Here is a 15,407-nt window from a genome sequence, read left to right as displayed (position 1 = left end):
GCCACCCCGCCGGTCACGGGCCCCTGGTAGCGTCCGATCGACGGGGTGGACAGGGCGGTGGACGTGGCGGGAGCGCAGACGGGCGACCGACCGGCCGAGCGACGGTGGCTCGGACGCCGCCCGGCCACGCCCGCGGAGCCGGGCCTCGCGCGCCCACCACAGCCGGTGCCGCCCTCGGCATGGGTCCTGCCCGACCCCGGCGAGGCGGACGAGGACGGCGTCGTCGGGGTCGGCGCGGACCTGGCCCCAGGCACGCTGGTGGACGCCTACCGACGCGGGATCTTCCCGTGGCCGCACCCCGGCGTGCCGCTGCCGTGGTTCTCGCCGGACCCGCGAGGCGTGCTGCCCCTGACCGACTTCCACGTCAGCCGCTCGCTGTTGCGGCGCGTGCGCCGTTGCGGGTGGACGACCACCGTCGACGCGTCCTTCGCGGCCGTCGTCGCGGCCTGCGCCCAGGGCCGCGGTGAGGCGGGCACCTGGATCACCACGACGATGGCGCGTGCCTACGGCCGGCTCCACGAGCTCGGCTGGGCCCACAGCCTCGAGGTCTGGAACGCCGGACGGCTCGTTGGCGGCGTCTACGGCGTGCAGATCGGCGGGGTGTTCACCGGCGAGTCGATGTTCCACCGCGCCACCGACGCCTCCAAGATCGCGCTGCTGGACCTGGTGCACCGGCTGCGCTCGGCGGGCGGCGTGCTGCTGGACGTGCAGCTGACCACCCCGCACCTGGCCTCTCTCGGAGCCCGTGACGTGGCCCGTGACCGGTTCCTGACCTGCCTGCGCGACGTCGGCGACGACGAGGTACGCCTCACGACGGCGGAGCTACCGGTGTCGCGGCTCGCCGACCTGCCCGAGGTCGCATGAGCCGGGGTGCCGCCTCGCAGCCGCAGGTACAGCGCGTGTCCCCGCCGGCGGACCGCCGCGCGCAGCTGCTGGACGACGTCGTGCGGGGCCTGGCCGACACGCCGCCGCAGCTGCCGTCGAAGTGGTTCTACGACGGACGGGGTTCCGCGCTGTTCGAGCAGATCACCCAGCTGCCGGAGTACTACCCGACCCGTGCGGAGACGGCCATCCTGCAGGCACATGCGGACGCCCTGGCCGCGGCCGCGGACGCCGACGAGCTGGTCGAGCTCGGCAGCGGCTCGTCGACCAAGACCCGCCTGCTGCTGGCGGCGATGCACCGGCACCGGCCGGGCCCGACGTACGTGCCGCTGGACGTGTCGGAGACGGCCGTGGACGGCGCGGCCGAGGCACTGCAGGCCGACTACCCCTGGCTCGAGGTGCGCGGCTACGTCGGCGACTTCGAGGCCGACCTGGCCGCGCTGCCGCGCCGGGGCCGGCGGCTGCTGGCCTTCCTCGGCTCGACGATCGGCAACCTCGACCCGGACCAGCGGCCCACCCTGCTCGCGGCCATGCGGGCCGCCTGCGACCCCGACGACCGCCTGCTGCTGGGCGCCGACCTGGTGAAGGACACCGACCGGCTGTTGGCCGCCTACGACGACCCGGCCGGGGTCACGGCCGCGTTCAACCGCAACGTCCTCGAGGTGGTGCGCCGCGAGCTGGACGCCGAGGTGGACCCGGACGACTTCGCGCACGCCCCGTGCTGGAACGCCGAGCAGGACCGCATCGAGATGTGGCTGGTCGCGCGCCGCGACACCGTCATCGCCCTGCCGGCCGACGGCCAGCGGTGGACCTTCGCCGCCGGTGAGGGCCTGCGCACCGAGTTGTCCAGCAAGTTCCGGCGCGACGGGCTGAGCGCGGAGCTCACGGCCGCCGGCTTCGAGGTGCAGCGCTGGCTCACCGACGCCGACGGCGACTTCGCGCTGGTCCTGGCCGCCCCGCGCTGACGGGGCGTGCCCGGCGGTGGCGCGCGGCCACCTCCGTGCGGCACACTCGCGACTGACGAGGCGGTCGAGTCCGGCCCTCCCTCCCGCGTCAACGCGATCGTTCGCGCGTGCGACGCCAGGCCGCGTCCACGCCATCTCGCCGCCCTTCCGCGCGGCCCGACCTTCCAGGAGTTCGCCGTCGTGTCCGAGTCACAACCCACCCCGTCCGCCCCCACCAGCGCCGCGATCGACCGTCGCTACCCGGACCGTGACTTCGAGGTCCGCGACCTCGAACTGGCCGAGTGGGGCCGCAAGGAGATCGGCCTGGCCGAGTACGAGATGCCCGGTCTGATGGCCCTGCGCGAGCGCTACGCCGACGAGCAGCCGCTGGCTGGCGCCCGCATCGCCGGCTGCCTGCACATGACCGTGCAGACCGCCGTGCTGATCGAGACGCTGCAGGCCCTCGGTGCCGACGTGCGCTGGGCGTCGTGCAACATCTTCTCCACCCAGGACGAGGCCGCCGCGGCCGTCGCCGCTGCCGGCACCCCGGTCTTCGCCTGGAAGGGCGAGACGGAGGAGGAGTACTGGTGGTGCATCGAGCAGACCCTGGCGTGGCCCGACGGGTCGGGCCCGACGTTGCTGCTCGACGACGGCGGTGACCTGACCGCCTACGTCCACGACCACCGCCCCGAGCTGCTCGGCGACATCGTCGGGGTGTCCGAGGAGACCACCACCGGCATCAAGGCCCTGCGCCGGCTGCAGAAGCAGGGGCTGCTGCAGATGCCGGCCCTGAACGTCAACGACTCGGTCACCAAGTCGAAGTTCGACAATCTCTACGGCTGCCGCGAGTCGCTGATCGACGGCCTCAAACGCGGCACCGACGTCATGATCGCCGGCAAGGTCGCGGTCGTGGCCGGCTACGGCGACGTCGGCAAGGGCTGCGCGCAGGCGCTCGACGGGCTCGGCGCGACCGTCTACGTGACCGAGATCGATCCCATCAACGCCCTGCAGGCCGCCATGGAGGGCTACCGGGTCGTGCGGATGGAGGACGTGATCGAGCAGGCCGACATCGTCGTCACCGCCACCGGCAACATGAGCATCGTGACGCGCGAGCACGTCCTGCAGATGAAGGACCACGCGATCCTGTGCAACATCGGCCACTTCGACACGGAGATCGAGACGGCCGCGCTGCGCGAGTACGAGTGGACCAACATCAAGCCGCAGGTCGATCTCGTCCACCTGCCCAACGGCCGCAGCGTCATCCTGCTGTCCGAGGGCCGGCTGGTGAACCTCGGCAACGCCACCGGGCACAGCTCGTTCGTGATGTCGACGTCGTTCACCAACCAGGTGCTCGCGCAGATCGAACTGTGGCGCAACCACGAGACCTACAAGCACGAGGTCTACGTGCTGCCCAAGCGGCTCGACGAGGAGGTGGCGCGCCTGCACCTGGAGAAGATCGGCGCGCACCTGACCACGCTCAGCTCCGAGCAGGCCGACTACCTCGGCGTCGAGGTCGAGGGCCCGTTCAAGGACGACACCTACCGCTACTGAGCCGCCGCCCCGAGCGGCCGACCGGGCGCGCCGCGACCAAGCCCTTAGGTCCGGCCCCCTCCCTGCCGATGAACTGGCCGGGCCCCGCGTGCGCCAACGCCTGCGGGGTCCGGCCAGCGTCGTCCCAGGAGTCCGTCGGTGAAGGCCCTCAGCTCAGTCCTCGCACTGCTCGGCGTCGGCGTGCTGCTCGCGGTCGTGATGACCGGTGGCGGTGTCGCCAGCGCCGAACTCGATGCCGCCCAGGCCGCCGGCCAGGAGGCGACCAGCGGGTCGGACGAGGCGACCGATCCGACCGACGACGGCGCGGACGCCGCCGACCCGGGCGCCGAGGCACCACTGCGTGATCCTGCCTCGCTGCTGGCGGCGCTCGACGTGCTCGAGGACAGCCTGCCGGACGCGCCGCCGCCGACGGGCGTGGAGATCGACCCGACGTCGACCTGGGGCCGGCTGGAGGGCGACGTCGGCACCACCCGCGCCCGCCTGGACACCCTCGAACCCGAGCTGCGCCGCCTGTTCGTCGCGGCCGACGAGGCCGACGGCCCGGCCGCCGAGGCCGTGGCGCTGGTCGCGCGCGGCTGGCTGGACGTGTGGAGCGGGCTGGGACCCCTGGCGGACTGGGAGGTCCACGACCTCGAGTTCCCGTCTGACACCAAGGACGCCGACGGCGTCTCCACCGGCGGTGACGAGTTGCGCGGCGCCGCCGAGCGCGGGCTCGAGCAGGTGCTGCGTGGCCGCGAGCGGCTGTTGGACGGCTACACCCAGCTGCGCGCACTCGGCCAGGCCGATCCCGCCGCCCAGGCCCGTTTCGACCTGCGCGCGGTGCAGGCCGAGACCTTCGACGCCGAGGTCCGCCCGCTGGTGCTCAAGCTGCTGTCGCAGGCCAGCCCGACCGTGCTGGTGACCACCGACCGCTTCGTCACGACCGCCCCGGGCGCCCAGGCCCGCGCCCGCAGCAGCACCGTCGTGTGCGTCGACCGCGACGTCCTCGACGCGGTGGAGCAGCCGCTGAGCGCCGAGGCCATGGCCGAGCTCTCGGACGCCTCCGCACGGGTCGACTGCCCGCGCAATCCGGAGCCCTGAGCCGGTCCGGCGGCCGCCGGTGGGATTAGGCTGCACGGTCGCGCGCGTGGCGTGTGACCGGAGGAGCTGATGGAACCGCTGGACAAGCCCGACGAGCTGCTGGCGCTGCACGACGTCACCGCCGTGCTCTTCGACACGCTGCGCGACTGGTTCGACGTCCCCGACCGTGTGAGCCTGTCGCTGCAGGACGTGGACGCGGCCGTGACCGAGCTGTCGGAGCCGGTGATGGTCGCCGCCATGGCGATGCGCAAGCTGCAGGCGCTGCGGCTGCTGTCACAACCCGGGGTACGCACCAGCACCGACGTGGTCGTCAGCATCGTCCAGGACCTCGACCGGGCCCTGCTGCACGCGCCGTCGCTGCACCTCGAGCGTCGTGCCCGCCTCGCCGACTGGGACGCGGCCCTCGAGGAGCTGACCACCACGCCGGAGGAGCAGCCTGCGCACCAGGAGGACCCGGCCGGCGAGGGCGAGGACGCGGAGACCGCGGCGTTCCGCGCCCTGCACGCGCGGCTGCACGAGGCCGTCCACGCGGTGGTGCAGGCCTCGGACGGCCAGATCCGCTACTTCGTGTGACCGGCGCGGTCGCCGCTCGGTGACGCGAAGGTGACGCACTCCCTACGAGGCGGGTAGTACGCTGCGGGTAGGCGGTCGCGGTGTCGTCGTGCGCCGGGCCCGGCCTCGGGCCGGCCGGCCACGCCGACGCGACGCCCCCCGCGTACATCCCAGGGACGCTGGTTCGCACCGCGCGCACCGGCTGGGAAGGACAGGACCCTTCATGAGGAAGACCACCCGCCGCGCACTCGCGGCTGCCGTGGCCGGGGCGCTCGCGCTCACGGCGTGCGGCGAGGCCCCCGAGGAGACCCCGGAGGCCACCGACCAGCCCGCCGAGACCGACGGTGAGGCGACCGGCGGCGAGACCGAGGAGACCGACGGCGAGGAAGCTCCCGCCGAGGCCACCGACTTCCGCGCCTGCATGATCACCGACCAGGGCGGCGTGGACGACGGCTCGTTCAACGAGACCGCCTACAACGGGCTGCTGCGCGCCGAGGAAGAGCTCGGGGTGCAGGTCGACTACCTCGAGTCGCAGTCGGAAACCGACTTCCAGCCCAACATGCAGGCCTTCATCCAGCAGGACTGCGACATCATCATCCCGGTCGGCTTCCTGCTCGCCGAGGTGACCGGTGAGGCCGCCGAGGCCAACGAGGACCAGCTGTTCGCGATCGTCGACTACCCCAACGAGTGGGGCGTGGACAACGTGCTCGGCCTGACCTTCAACACCTCCGAGGCCGCGTTCCTGGCCGGTTATGCCGCCGCCGCGTACACGGAGACGGGCACCGTCGGCACGTACGGCGGCCTGAACATCCCGACCGTGACCATCTTCATGGACGGGTTCCTGGCCGGCGTGGAGCACTACAACGAGGAGAAGGGCGAGGACGTCCAGGTCCTCGGCTGGGACGGCTCGGACGGCCAGTTCACCAACGACTTCACGTCGCTGGACCTCGGCCGCAGCGTCACCGAGACCCTGATGGACAACGGCGCCGACATCATCATGCCGGTCGCCGGCCCCGTCGGCGGCGGCAGCGCCGCGGCCATCCAGGACCGCGGCGAGGGCTCGCTGATCTGGGTCGACACGGACGGCTACGAGTCGACCGACTTCGGTGACATCATGTTCACGTCCGTCATGAAGCAGATGGACGTGGCCGTGTTCGACGCCATCGAAGCGGCGGTCAACGGGACCTTCGAGGGCGGTGACTACGTCGGCACCCTGGAGAACGAGGGCGTCGCGCTGGCCCCGTTCCACGACTTCGAGGACGACCTGCCCGAGGGTCTGCAGCAGGAGCTCGACGAGCTGCGCCAGCAGATCATCGCCGGCGAGCTGGAGACCACGCCGCAGGGCTGAGGTCGACCAGCAGCACCGTACGACGGCTCCGAGGAGCCGTGAAGGACGGGGAGGGTGCCGATGTGGCACCCTCCCCGTCCTCTGGCCAGGGAATCCCGCGCCCTGGCGCCGTGACGTGTCGAGCAAAGGGACGAGGGACGTGCGCCTCGAGCTGCGTGGCATCACCAAGCGTTTCCCCGGCGTCGTCGCCAACGACCACGTCGACCTGACCGTCGAGCCGGGCGAGATCCACGGCCTGCTCGGCGAGAACGGCGCCGGCAAGTCCACCCTGATGAACATCCTCTACGGCCTGTACTCGGCCGACGAGGGCGAGATCGTGGTCGACGGGCAGCCGGTCGCCTTCGACGATCCCGGGGACGCGATCGCGGCCGGCATCGGCATGGTCCACCAGCACTTCATGCTGGTGCCGGTCTTCACCGTCGCGGAGAACATCACGCTGGGTGTCGAACGGACGCGCGGTCTGGGCCGACTGGACCGCGCGGCCGCCAGCGACGCCGTCCGTGAGCTGGCCGAGGCCTCCGGGCTGCCGGTCGATCCCGACGCGGTCGTCGAGGACCTGCCGGTCGGTCTGCAGCAGCGGGTCGAGATCCTGAAGGCGCTCTACCGCGACGCGCGGCTGCTGATCCTCGACGAGCCGACCGCCGTGCTCACCCCGCAGGAGGCCGACGACCTGTTCGAGGCCGTCCGCCGGTTCGTCGGCGAGGGGCGCTCGGCCATCTTCATCTCCCACAAGCTGCGCGAGCACCGCCAGCTGGTCGACCGCGTCAGCGTCCTGCGCCGGGGGCGGATCGTGGGGACCGCCGACCCCCGCACGTCCAGCGAGCAGGAGTTGGCCGATCTGATGGTGGGCCGTCCCGTCGACCTCACCGTCGACCGGCCGCCCGCCCGGCCCGGCGACGCGGTGCTGGAGGTCCGCGACCTGGTGGTGCGCGACCTCACCGACGCGCCGATCGTCGACCGCGTCGGCTTCGAGGTCCGCCGCGGCGAGATCCTCGCCATCGCCGGCGTCGAGGGCAACGGTCAGACCCCGCTGGTGCGGGCGATCACCGGCCTGGAACCCGACTTCGAGGGCGAGGTCAACGTCGGCGGCCGGTCGATCGCCGGCCTGACGCGCAAGGAGGTCCTGCGCGCCGGCGTCGGGCACGTGCCCGAGGACCGCAACCGCGAAGGGCTGGTGTCGGGCTTCTCCATCGCGGAGAACCTGATCCTCGACCTGTGGGACGCGGCGCCGTTCGCCCGCCGCGGCGCCCTCGACTTCGGGGTCATCGAGGAACACGCCCGCAAGCAGGTCGCGGACTTCGACGTGCGCACCCCTTCCATCCACACCACGGCCGGCTCGCTGTCCGGCGGCAACCAGCAGAAGGTGGTCGTCGCCCGCGAGTTCCAGCGCGAGATCGACCTGCTCGTCGTCGCCCAGCCGACCCGTGGTGTCGACGTCGGCTCGATCGAGCACATCCACGCCCGGCTGGTCACCAAGCGCGACGAGGGCGCGGCGGTCGTGGTCGTGTCCTCCGAACTCGACGAGGTGCTGGCCCTGGCCGACCGGGTCGCGGTCATGTTCCGCGGCCGGCTGCTCGGTCCGTTCGAGACGCCGATCTCCAAGGACGCGGTCGGCCTGATGATGGCCGGTGCCTCGCCCGACGAAGCCCTGCAGAAGGGAGCCTGACCGGTGAGCGACCACGACGAGCGCTCCGGGCCGCCGACGGGCGAACCCGACCACACGGCCGTCGCCGAGGCCGAGCGCGAGGCCGAGCAGGCAGAGCTCGAGGCGGTGGCGGAACGCGAGCGGATGGCGGCATCCGCGACGTTGGACGCCTCGGTGTCGCAGCGGCTGGTGAAGGCCGTCACCGGCACCAGCGTCATCACCACGCTGTTGGCGATCTTCAGCGCCCTGGTGGTCGGCGCGGTGGTCATCGTCCTCTCCGACGACGCCACGCGCGACGCCATGGGCTACTTCGCCGCGCGGCCCACCGACACGCTGGCAGCCGCCTGGGACGCGGTCGGCAGCGCCTACGGCGCGTTGCTGCGAGGCTCGCTGGGCGGGGTCGGGCAGGTGTCGGAGACGCTGGTCGCGGCCACCCCGCTGATCCTGACCGGCCTGGCCGTGGCCATCCCGTTGCGCGCCGGGCTGTTCAACATCGGTGCGGAGGGCCAGCTGATCGCCGGTGGTCTGACCGCCGCGCTGGTCGGGTTCGCGCTGACCGGCCTGCCGCTGCCGATCCACCTGCCGCTGGCGGTGCTCGGCGGGGTCGTCGGCGGGTTCCTCTACGGGTGGCTGCCGGGGGTCCTCAAGGCCCGCACCGGGGCGCACGAGGTCATCACGACCATCATGCTCAACAACGTCGCCATCCTCGGCACCAACTTCCTGCTCACGACGGCGCTGTTCCGCCGCCCCGACCGCACCGACCCGATCTCGCGGTCGGTCGAGGAGCCGGCCCGGCTGCCGCGCCTGCCGTTCATCGACGGTCAGCGCGTCAACTGGGGGCTGGTGCTCGCGATCGTCGTCGCGATCGCGATGTTCTGGTTCCTGGAGCGCTCGACCCGCGGCTTCGAGATCAACGCCGTCGGTCAGAACCCGCACGCCGCCACCTCGGCCGGCATGAACCCCGGCCGGGTCGTCATCCTGGCGATGGCGCTGGGCGGGGCCCTGGCCGGGACGGGCGGCGCGGCCGAGATCCTCGGCATCCACCACCGCATCACGCCGGGCTTCTCCGCCGGTCTCGGCTTCGACGGCATCACCGTGGCCCTGCTCGGCCGCGGCGGCGTCGGCGGCACGGTCGCGGCCGGGCTGCTGTTCGGCGCCCTGCGCGCGGGCGGGCGCACCATGCAGGCCACGACCGGCACGTCGCTCGACCTGGTGGTCGTCATCCAGGCCCTGATCATCGTGTTCATCGCCGCCCCGGGTCTCGTGCGCGCCATCTACCGCATCAAGACCGCAGACACCGGCACCGGCCAGATCGCCAAGGGGTGGGGCTCGTGAGCGCCGTCACCGTTCGCAGCGAGTCGGCGCTCCGTCGCCGCAACCAGCGCTTCGGCCTGTTCTCGCTCCTGCTCGGGGCGGTCATGCTGGGCGTCTTCGCGCCCGGCTCGGGCGGCACCACGGCTCGCTTCATCATGGACCCGACCCGCGGCGTCCCGCCGATCCAGGTCATGGTCCTGCCGACCGTCGTCGTGCTCGGCGTGGTCGTCGTCGCCGTCGCGCTCTACCAGGTCGTCAAGGGCTTCGGGGAGCGCGCCGTCCTCGCGCTGGGCGGGGCGACGCTGCTGTTCGTGCTCGCGTTCCTGACCTGGGCGGCGGCCGAGCAGTCGCTGTCCATGATCGGCCTGCTGCGTTCCACGCTGTTCGCGGCCACGCCGATCGCCTTCGGCGCCCTCGCGGGCGTGCTGTGCGAACGCGCCGGGGTGATCAACATCGCGATCGAGGGCCAGTTCCTCGCCGCCGCCTTCACCGGCGCGGTCGTGGGAAGCGTCACGGCCAACTCTTGGTTCGGCCTGCTGGGGGGCATCGCCGCCGGCGTGCTCGTCGCGGCCATGCTGGCCGGCCTGTCGATCACCTTCAAGGCCGACCAGATCGTCACCGGCGTGGTCCTGATCGTGTTCGCGACCGGCCTGACGTCGTTCCTCACCTCGCAGGTGCTGGCCGGCTCCGCCGGGCTCAACCGGCCGCCACGGTTCGGGACGTGGGCGATCCCGATCCTGTCCGACATCCCGGTCATCGGACCGTTGCTGTTCGTGGCCACACCGCTGACGTTCGCGATGCTGATCGCCGTCGGCTGGCTGCACCACGCGCTGTTCCGCACCCGGTGGGGACTGCGCCTGCGGTCGGTGGGCGAGAAGCCGCGGGCGGCCGACACGGTCGGCATCCCGGTGATCGCGACCCGCTGGAAGGCCGTGCTGCTGGGCGGCGTGGTGGCCGGCATGGGTGGGGCCTGGTTCACCCTCGACTCGGTCGGCTCCTTCAGCCGCGAGATGACCGGCGGGCGCGGCTTCATCGCCCTGGCCGCCATGCTGGTCGGGCGCTACAGCCCGGTCGGCGCGTTCGGCGCCGCACTGCTGTTCGGATTCGCGACCGCCCTCGCGTCCGCGCTGCAGCTACTGGACACCGGGGTGCCCTCGTCGCTGCTGCTGACCATTCCCTACATCGTCACGATCTTCGTGGTGGCCGGCCTGATCGGGCGGCTGCGGGCGCCGGCCGCCGACGGCCAGCCCTACGAGAAGGAATGACCAGCAACTGGCTGGTCGCGTTCCTGGTCCTGGCGCTGCTGCTGTACGTCGGGATGGGGATCCGCACGGCGGTCATGCTGCGCCGCCAGGGCAGCCCGACCGTCACGGCCTGGCTCGCCGGCGTGCTGGCCTGGCCGCTGGTGCGGCGCATCGCCAGCAGCGCCGGCGACGACCACCAAGACGACGCCGGCGGGGAGGAATCCCCACCGGCGCCGTGACGCGGACGCTGACCGGCTCAGCCGGCCAGCAGTTTCGCGATGCGGTCGATGCCCTCGGCCAGGTCGTCGTCGCCCAGCGCGTACGACAGCCGGGCGTAGCCGGGCGCGCCGAACGCCTCGCCCGGGACCAACGCGACCTTGGCCTGCTCGAGCAGCACCTCGGCCAGCTCGAGGGTGGTGTCGAGGCGGCGTCCGGCCAGCTCGCGGCCGAGCACGCCCTCGAAGGACGGGAACACGTAGAAGGCGCCCTCGGGTTCGACCACCTCGACGCCCGGGATGGCGGCCAGCCGTTCCACGGCCAGTCGCCGGCGCCGGTCGAACGCCTCGCGCATGTGGGCGACGGGCTCCTGCGGTCCGGTCAGGGCCGCGATCGCGGCGTGCTGGGCGACGTTGGCGACGTTGGAGGTCACCTGGCTCTGCAGCTTGTTGATGCCCTTGGCCAGTTCCGGGGGCGCGATCGACCAGCCGACCCGCCAGCCGGTCATGGCGTAGGTCTTGGCGACGCCGTTGACCAGGACGGTCCGCTCGAGCGCGTCGGGGACCAGCCCGGGCAGCGACGCGAACGTCGCGTCGCCGTACACGAGGTGCTGGTAGATCTCGTCGGTGACGACCCAGATGCCGTGCTGGACCGCCCAGCGGCCGATCGCCTCGACCTCCTCGGCCGGGTACATCGCGCCGGTCGGGTTGGACGGCGAGACGAACACCAGCGCCTTGGTGCGTTCGGTGCGGTGCCGCTCGAGCACCTCGACGCTGGCGCGGAAGCCGGTGTCCTTGGTGGTGGGCACGGCCACGGGGGTGCCGCCGGCCAGCTTGATCTGCTCCGGGTAGCTGACCCAGTACGGGGCCGGGACGAGCACCTCGTCGCCGGGGTCGACCAGCGCCATGAACACGTTGTACAGCGCGTGCTTGCCGCCGTTGGTGACCGTGACCTGGGCCGGGTCGACGCCGACCCCGGAGTCGGTCCGCGTGCGGTCGACCACGGCCTCGCGGAGGGCCGGCAGCCCGGCCGCGGGGGAGTAGCGGTGGGTGGCGGGGTCGGCGGCGGCGCGCTGGGCCGCCTCGACGATGTGGTCGGGGGTGGGGAAGTCGGGCTCCCCTGCGCCGAAGCCGATCACCGGTTCGCCCGCGGCCTTCAGCGCCTTCGCCTTCGCGTCGACGGCGAGCGTCGGGGACTCCTCCATCTCGAGGATGCGGCGGGAGAGGGACACGTGTGATCTCGCTTGTCGTCGGAAGAACGCCAACCGGTTGCGAGCCTATCCCTCGCCCGGTTGGCGGTCGGCCGCGGCAGGGGGTTGACTCGTCACCCGGTCGTGGTCGGCCACCGCCACCGGCCCGCCGGCTTCCGCTGTCGTCACCCGCACGCTCCGCTTCCTCCAGCCGAGGCACACCCATGACCGATCTCGTCCTGCCCGCCGAGTTGCTGCCCGCCGACGGCCGCTTCGGGTGCGGTCCGTCCAAGGTCCGGCCCGAGGCGCTGGCGCGCCTGGCCGAGGTCGGTGACCAGCTGCTCGGCACCTCGCACCGTCAGCCGCGGGTCAAGGACCAGGTCCGCCGGCTGCAGGAGGGCCTGGGCAGCCTGTTCGGCCTGCCCGAGGGCTACGAGATCCTGCTGAGCGTCGGCGGTGCCACGGCGTTCTGGGAGGCGGCCGCGTTCGGACTCGTGGAGCAGCGTGCTCGCCACTACGTCTTCGGGGAGTTCAGCGGCAAGTTCGCCAAGGTGACCACCGCGGCCCCGTGGCTGCAGGACCCCGACGTGATCGAGGCCGCGTTCGGTGCCGTCCCCGTCGCGTCGCCCGCGGACGGCTGCGACGTGCAGGCCTTCACGCACAACGAGACGTCCACCGGCGTTCTGCAGCAGCCCCGGCGCACCGACGACGCGCTGGTCGTGGTGGACGCCACCTCCGGCGCTGGCGGCCTGCCGGTCGACCTGGCGCAGACCGACGTCTACTACTTCAGCCTGCAGAAGGGCTTCGCCTCCGAGGGCGGGCTGGTCGTGGCGATCGTGTCGCCCGCGGCGGTGGAGCGGATCGTGCGGATCGCCGAGAGCGACCGCTACGTGCCGACCTTCCTCGACCTCGCCACCGCGCTGGACAACAGCCGCAAGCACCAGACCTACAACACGCCGAGCGTGTCGACGGTGTTCCTCGCCGCCGAGCAGGTCGACTGGATGAACGAGACCTTCGGTGGGCTCGACGGCGTCGTCGCCGAGCAGCGCAAGAAGGCCGACGCCGTCTACGGCTGGGCGCAGGCGCGCGACTGGGCGACCCCGTTCGTGCAGGACCCCGACGCCCGCTCGCTGGTGGTGGCCACGATCGACCTCGACGACGCCGTCAGCGCCGACCAGGTCAACGCGGTCCTGCGCGCGAACGGGATCCTCGACACGGACGCCTACCGCAAGCTCGGCCGCAACCAGCTGCGCGTCGGCATGTTCCCGGCGGTCGACCTGGCGGACGTGCAGGCCTACACCGCCTGCGTCGACCGCGTCGTCGAGGAACTCACCTCGCCGTAGTCGTCAGTTCTGGTGGACGTCGATCGGCGCTCGCCGATCGAGCCGCGACCTTCATCCACGCAGTGGCCGGAACGCCGACCGCAGTTCGTCGGTGAAGAGCTGTGGTTCCTCCCAGGCGGGGAAGTGACCGCCCATCTCGACCTCGTTGAAGTAGGCGAGCTCCGGGTAGACCGTCTCGACCCAGCTGCGCGGCGCCGCCCAGATCTCACCGGGAAAGGTCGTGAAGGCGACGGGGACCGAGACCGGCGGCGGGGCCAGCCCGGCCGCACCGGCCGCGGCGAGGGACCGTCCGAATTCCCAGTACCACCGGGCGGCCGAGGCACCGGTGCCCGTCAGCCAGTACAAGGTGACGTTGTCGAGGACGTTGTCCCTGGTGAGGTTGCCCACGGGCTCACCGTCGACGAACGCACGGGCGATCTTGTAGTAGCTGTCCGTGTCGTGATCGAGCATCCAGGCTGCCAGCCCGAGTGGCGAGTCCAGCAGGGCATAGCCGATCGTCTGGGGGCGGGTGGACTGCTCCAGGAAGTAGCCGAAGCCGTCCGTCGTGAACGTGGTGAGCGCGGCATGCGCGGCGCGTTCCGGCCCGGACTGCGCCGGCAGCTGGTCCGCGAGGGCGATCGCCGCGGCGAGCAGGTTCACGTGGATGCCGAGCAGCCCCTCGGGAGCTTGGCGGCCCATCGCGTCGGTGACGGTGGCGCCGACGTCACCGCCCTGAGCGACGTAGTGCGTGTAGCCGAGGCGGTTCATCAGTTCCGCCCAGGCGCGTGCCATGCGGCCGGACTCCCAGCCGAGCTCGGTCGGTTCGCCCGAGAAGCCGTAACCCGGCAGGGACGGCAGCACGACGTGGAACGCGTCCTCGGGGCGGCCGCCGTGCGCCGTCGGATCGGTCAGTGGGCCGATGGTGTGCAGCAGCTCGATGACCGAGCCCGGCCAGCCATGCGTCATGATCAGCGGGAGCGCCTGCTCATGCGGTGACCTGACGTGGATGAAGTGGATGTCGACCCCGTCGATCTCGCACGTGAATTGCGGGAGTGCGTTCAGCCTCGTGGTGCACCGGTGCCAGTCGTAGTCGCTCGTCCAGTAGCGGGCGAGCGCCTGTAGCGTCGCTCGCTGTACACCTTGTGATCGATCAGGCACGAGCTCCCGGGTGGGCCAACGCGCCGTCGCGATGCGCCGGCGCAGGTCGTCGATCTGCTCCTCGGAGGTGTCGATGCGAAATGGCCGAATGTCGGTCGCGGTGTCGACGGTGGTGCTCATGGCGCGCCCTTCTCGGTGACGCCAACAGGCTGGTCCTCGTGCCGGCACGGCGCACCCGTCGGGCACCCTGGTCCGGACCCCTGGCCTGCAGGACGGCGGCCGCGGTGGCGCCGCGCGGCAGGTCAGTTCCGCGGAGCGGCCGGGGTCGGCTGCGATGGTGCATCGATGCGAGCGGTGGCGTGGCTGTGCGGCTCGCCCAGGAATTCGATCCACGCGGTCTTCAACGAGGGGTAGTGCGTCCTCGCTTCGACCAGATCGACGAAGCCCTCGATGGTCGACTCGAAGAAGCTCGTGAGGCCCTCGTCGCGGAGTCGGCCGACGTCGTCGAACGCCTCGTGCGCACGAGCGAGCGAGAACATGTCGGGGTAGACCCGGGCTCCCAGGTGCTCCAGCGGGACACGCAGGGCCCACAGGCCGCGATTGCCGCCGGCCATCGAGGGCGACGCGGACATGAGCAGGCCGTGCTGCTGGTGGAAGGGCTGAGGCCGGTACCGGGAGACCCAGTCGACGAGGTTCTTCAGCCCGCCAGGCATCGACGCGTTGTACTCGGGTGACACGATGAGGAACGCGTCGGACGACGCCAGCAGGTCTCGCAAGCGCGCCGGCGACTCCGGGACGCCGGATGCGTCTTCGGCATCCTGGTCGTAGTTGGGCGCATCGAACTCGGCCAGGGTGGCCAGTGTGACCTCGACGCCGATGACCGTGAGATGTCGTGCTGCCAATCGCGCCAACCGTGTGTTGAGCGACTTCGATCGTCGGGACCCGGACAGCACCAGGGCGGTCAGGTGACGCGGGTACGGGTCGGTCCGGCGGGGGACACCCCCATCGCTTCGCATGCTGGG

14 protein-coding genes are annotated in these 15,407 nt (G+C 72.0%); 11 read left to right on the top strand and 3 right to left on the bottom strand.

Annotated elements, in window-relative coordinates; all coding sequences use genetic code 11:
* Window positions 1–45 precede the first annotated feature (45 nt).
* From aat to ACERM0_RS00615, 10 genes are all read left to right on the top strand, one after another.
* Entirely contained in the window at window positions 46–864 is an 819-nt protein-coding gene (gene aat, locus ACERM0_RS00660; protein WP_373676558.1) for a leucyl/phenylalanyl-tRNA--protein transferase, read from the top strand.
* Entirely contained in the window at window positions 861–1,847 is a 987-nt protein-coding gene (egtD, locus tag ACERM0_RS00655) for an L-histidine N(alpha)-methyltransferase (RefSeq protein WP_373676557.1), read from the top strand. The genes aat and egtD overlap by 4 nt, the downstream gene beginning before the upstream one ends.
* A 225-nt stretch (window positions 1,848–2,072) precedes the next feature.
* Entirely contained in the window at window positions 2,073–3,377 is a 1,305-nt protein-coding gene (gene ahcY / locus ACERM0_RS00650; RefSeq protein ID WP_373676945.1) for an adenosylhomocysteinase, read from the top strand.
* Between the two features lie 138 nt (window positions 3,378–3,515).
* Entirely contained in the window at window positions 3,516–4,457 is a 942-nt protein-coding gene (locus ACERM0_RS00645; RefSeq protein ID WP_373676556.1) for a hypothetical protein, read from the top strand.
* A gap of 69 nt (window positions 4,458–4,526) precedes the next feature.
* Window positions 4,527–5,030, top strand: coding sequence for a hypothetical protein (locus ACERM0_RS00640; RefSeq protein WP_373676555.1), 504 nt, complete (start codon window positions 4,527–4,529; stop codon window positions 5,028–5,030).
* 202 nt (window positions 5,031–5,232) lie between these two features.
* Window positions 5,233–6,357 (top strand): BMP family protein, encoded by a 1,125-nt coding sequence (locus tag ACERM0_RS00635; RefSeq protein WP_373676554.1) that lies wholly within the window; start codon window positions 5,233–5,235, stop codon window positions 6,355–6,357.
* A 139-nt stretch (window positions 6,358–6,496) separates the two neighbouring features.
* Window positions 6,497–8,023 carry an ABC transporter ATP-binding protein gene (locus tag ACERM0_RS00630; protein WP_373676553.1) on the top strand — a complete coding sequence of 509 codons (1,527 nt, stop codon included), beginning with the start codon at window positions 6,497–6,499 and terminating at the stop codon, window positions 8,021–8,023.
* A 3-nt stretch (window positions 8,024–8,026) separates the two neighbouring features.
* Window positions 8,027–9,337 (top strand): ABC transporter permease, encoded by a 1,311-nt coding sequence (locus tag ACERM0_RS00625; protein ID WP_373676552.1) that lies wholly within the window; start codon window positions 8,027–8,029, stop codon window positions 9,335–9,337.
* A complete protein-coding gene (locus ACERM0_RS00620) occupies window positions 9,334–10,581 on the top strand; it encodes an ABC transporter permease (protein WP_373676551.1) in 1,248 nt (415 codons plus the stop codon). The genes ACERM0_RS00625 and ACERM0_RS00620 overlap by 4 nt, the downstream gene beginning before the upstream one ends.
* Complete coding sequence (locus ACERM0_RS00615) at window positions 10,578–10,799, top strand: hypothetical protein (protein ID WP_373676550.1); 222 nt, start codon at window positions 10,578–10,580, stop codon at window positions 10,797–10,799. The genes ACERM0_RS00620 and ACERM0_RS00615 overlap by 4 nt, the downstream gene beginning before the upstream one ends.
* A 17-nt stretch (window positions 10,800–10,816) precedes the next feature.
* Here ACERM0_RS00615 and ACERM0_RS00610 read toward each other — a convergent pair whose 3' ends face one another.
* Window positions 10,817–11,980, bottom strand: a complete 1,164-nt coding sequence (locus tag ACERM0_RS00610) for a pyridoxal phosphate-dependent aminotransferase (protein WP_373676944.1) — start codon at window positions 11,978–11,980, stop codon at window positions 10,817–10,819.
* A 209-nt stretch (window positions 11,981–12,189) separates the two neighbouring features.
* Here ACERM0_RS00610 and serC point away from each other — a divergent pair, with 209 nt between their 5' ends.
* Entirely contained in the window at window positions 12,190–13,308 is a 1,119-nt protein-coding gene (gene serC / locus ACERM0_RS00605; protein ID WP_373676549.1) for a phosphoserine transaminase, read from the top strand.
* Between the two features lie 51 nt (window positions 13,309–13,359).
* Here serC and ACERM0_RS00600 read toward each other — a convergent pair whose 3' ends face one another.
* Complete coding sequence (locus ACERM0_RS00600) at window positions 13,360–14,565, bottom strand: epoxide hydrolase family protein (protein WP_373676548.1); 1,206 nt, start codon at window positions 14,563–14,565, stop codon at window positions 13,360–13,362.
* A gap of 122 nt (window positions 14,566–14,687) precedes the next feature.
* Entirely contained in the window at window positions 14,688–15,401 is a 714-nt protein-coding gene (locus ACERM0_RS00595) for an NADPH-dependent FMN reductase (RefSeq protein ID WP_373676547.1), read from the bottom strand.
* Between the last annotated feature and the right edge of the window lie 6 nt (window positions 15,402–15,407).

The organism is Egicoccus sp. AB-alg2 (assembly GCF_041821065.1).
In the GTDB taxonomy this organism is placed as follows: Bacteria; Actinomycetota; Nitriliruptoria; order Nitriliruptorales; family Nitriliruptoraceae; genus Egicoccus.
The sequence above is the reverse complement of the archived record's forward strand: the minus strand, read 5'-3'. Positions and strand labels throughout refer to the sequence as shown.

Bases quoted from the DNA above. Each gene is read 5' to 3' on its own strand.
- ACERM0_RS00635 (WP_373676554.1), top strand. From the start codon at position 5,233: ATGAGGAAGACCACCCGCCGCGCACTCGCGGCTGCCGTGGCCGGGGCG.
- ACERM0_RS00615 (WP_373676550.1), top strand. From the start codon at position 10,578: ATGACCAGCAACTGGCTGGTCGCGTTCCTGGTCCTGGCGCTGCTGCTG.
- ACERM0_RS00610 (WP_373676944.1), bottom strand. From the start codon at position 11,980: ATGGAGGAGTCCCCGACGCTCGCCGTCGACGCGAAGGCGAAGGCGCTG.
- serC (WP_373676549.1), top strand. From the start codon at position 12,190: ATGACCGATCTCGTCCTGCCCGCCGAGTTGCTGCCCGCCGACGGCCGC.
- ACERM0_RS00595 (WP_373676547.1), bottom strand. From the start codon at position 15,401: ATGCGAAGCGATGGGGGTGTCCCCCGCCGGACCGACCCGTACCCGCGT.
- ACERM0_RS00640 (WP_373676555.1), top strand. From the start codon at position 4,527: ATGGAACCGCTGGACAAGCCCGACGAGCTGCTGGCGCTGCACGACGTC.
- egtD (WP_373676557.1), top strand. From the start codon at position 861: ATGAGCCGGGGTGCCGCCTCGCAGCCGCAGGTACAGCGCGTGTCCCCG.
- ACERM0_RS00600 (WP_373676548.1), bottom strand. From the start codon at position 14,565: ATGAGCACCACCGTCGACACCGCGACCGACATTCGGCCATTTCGCATC.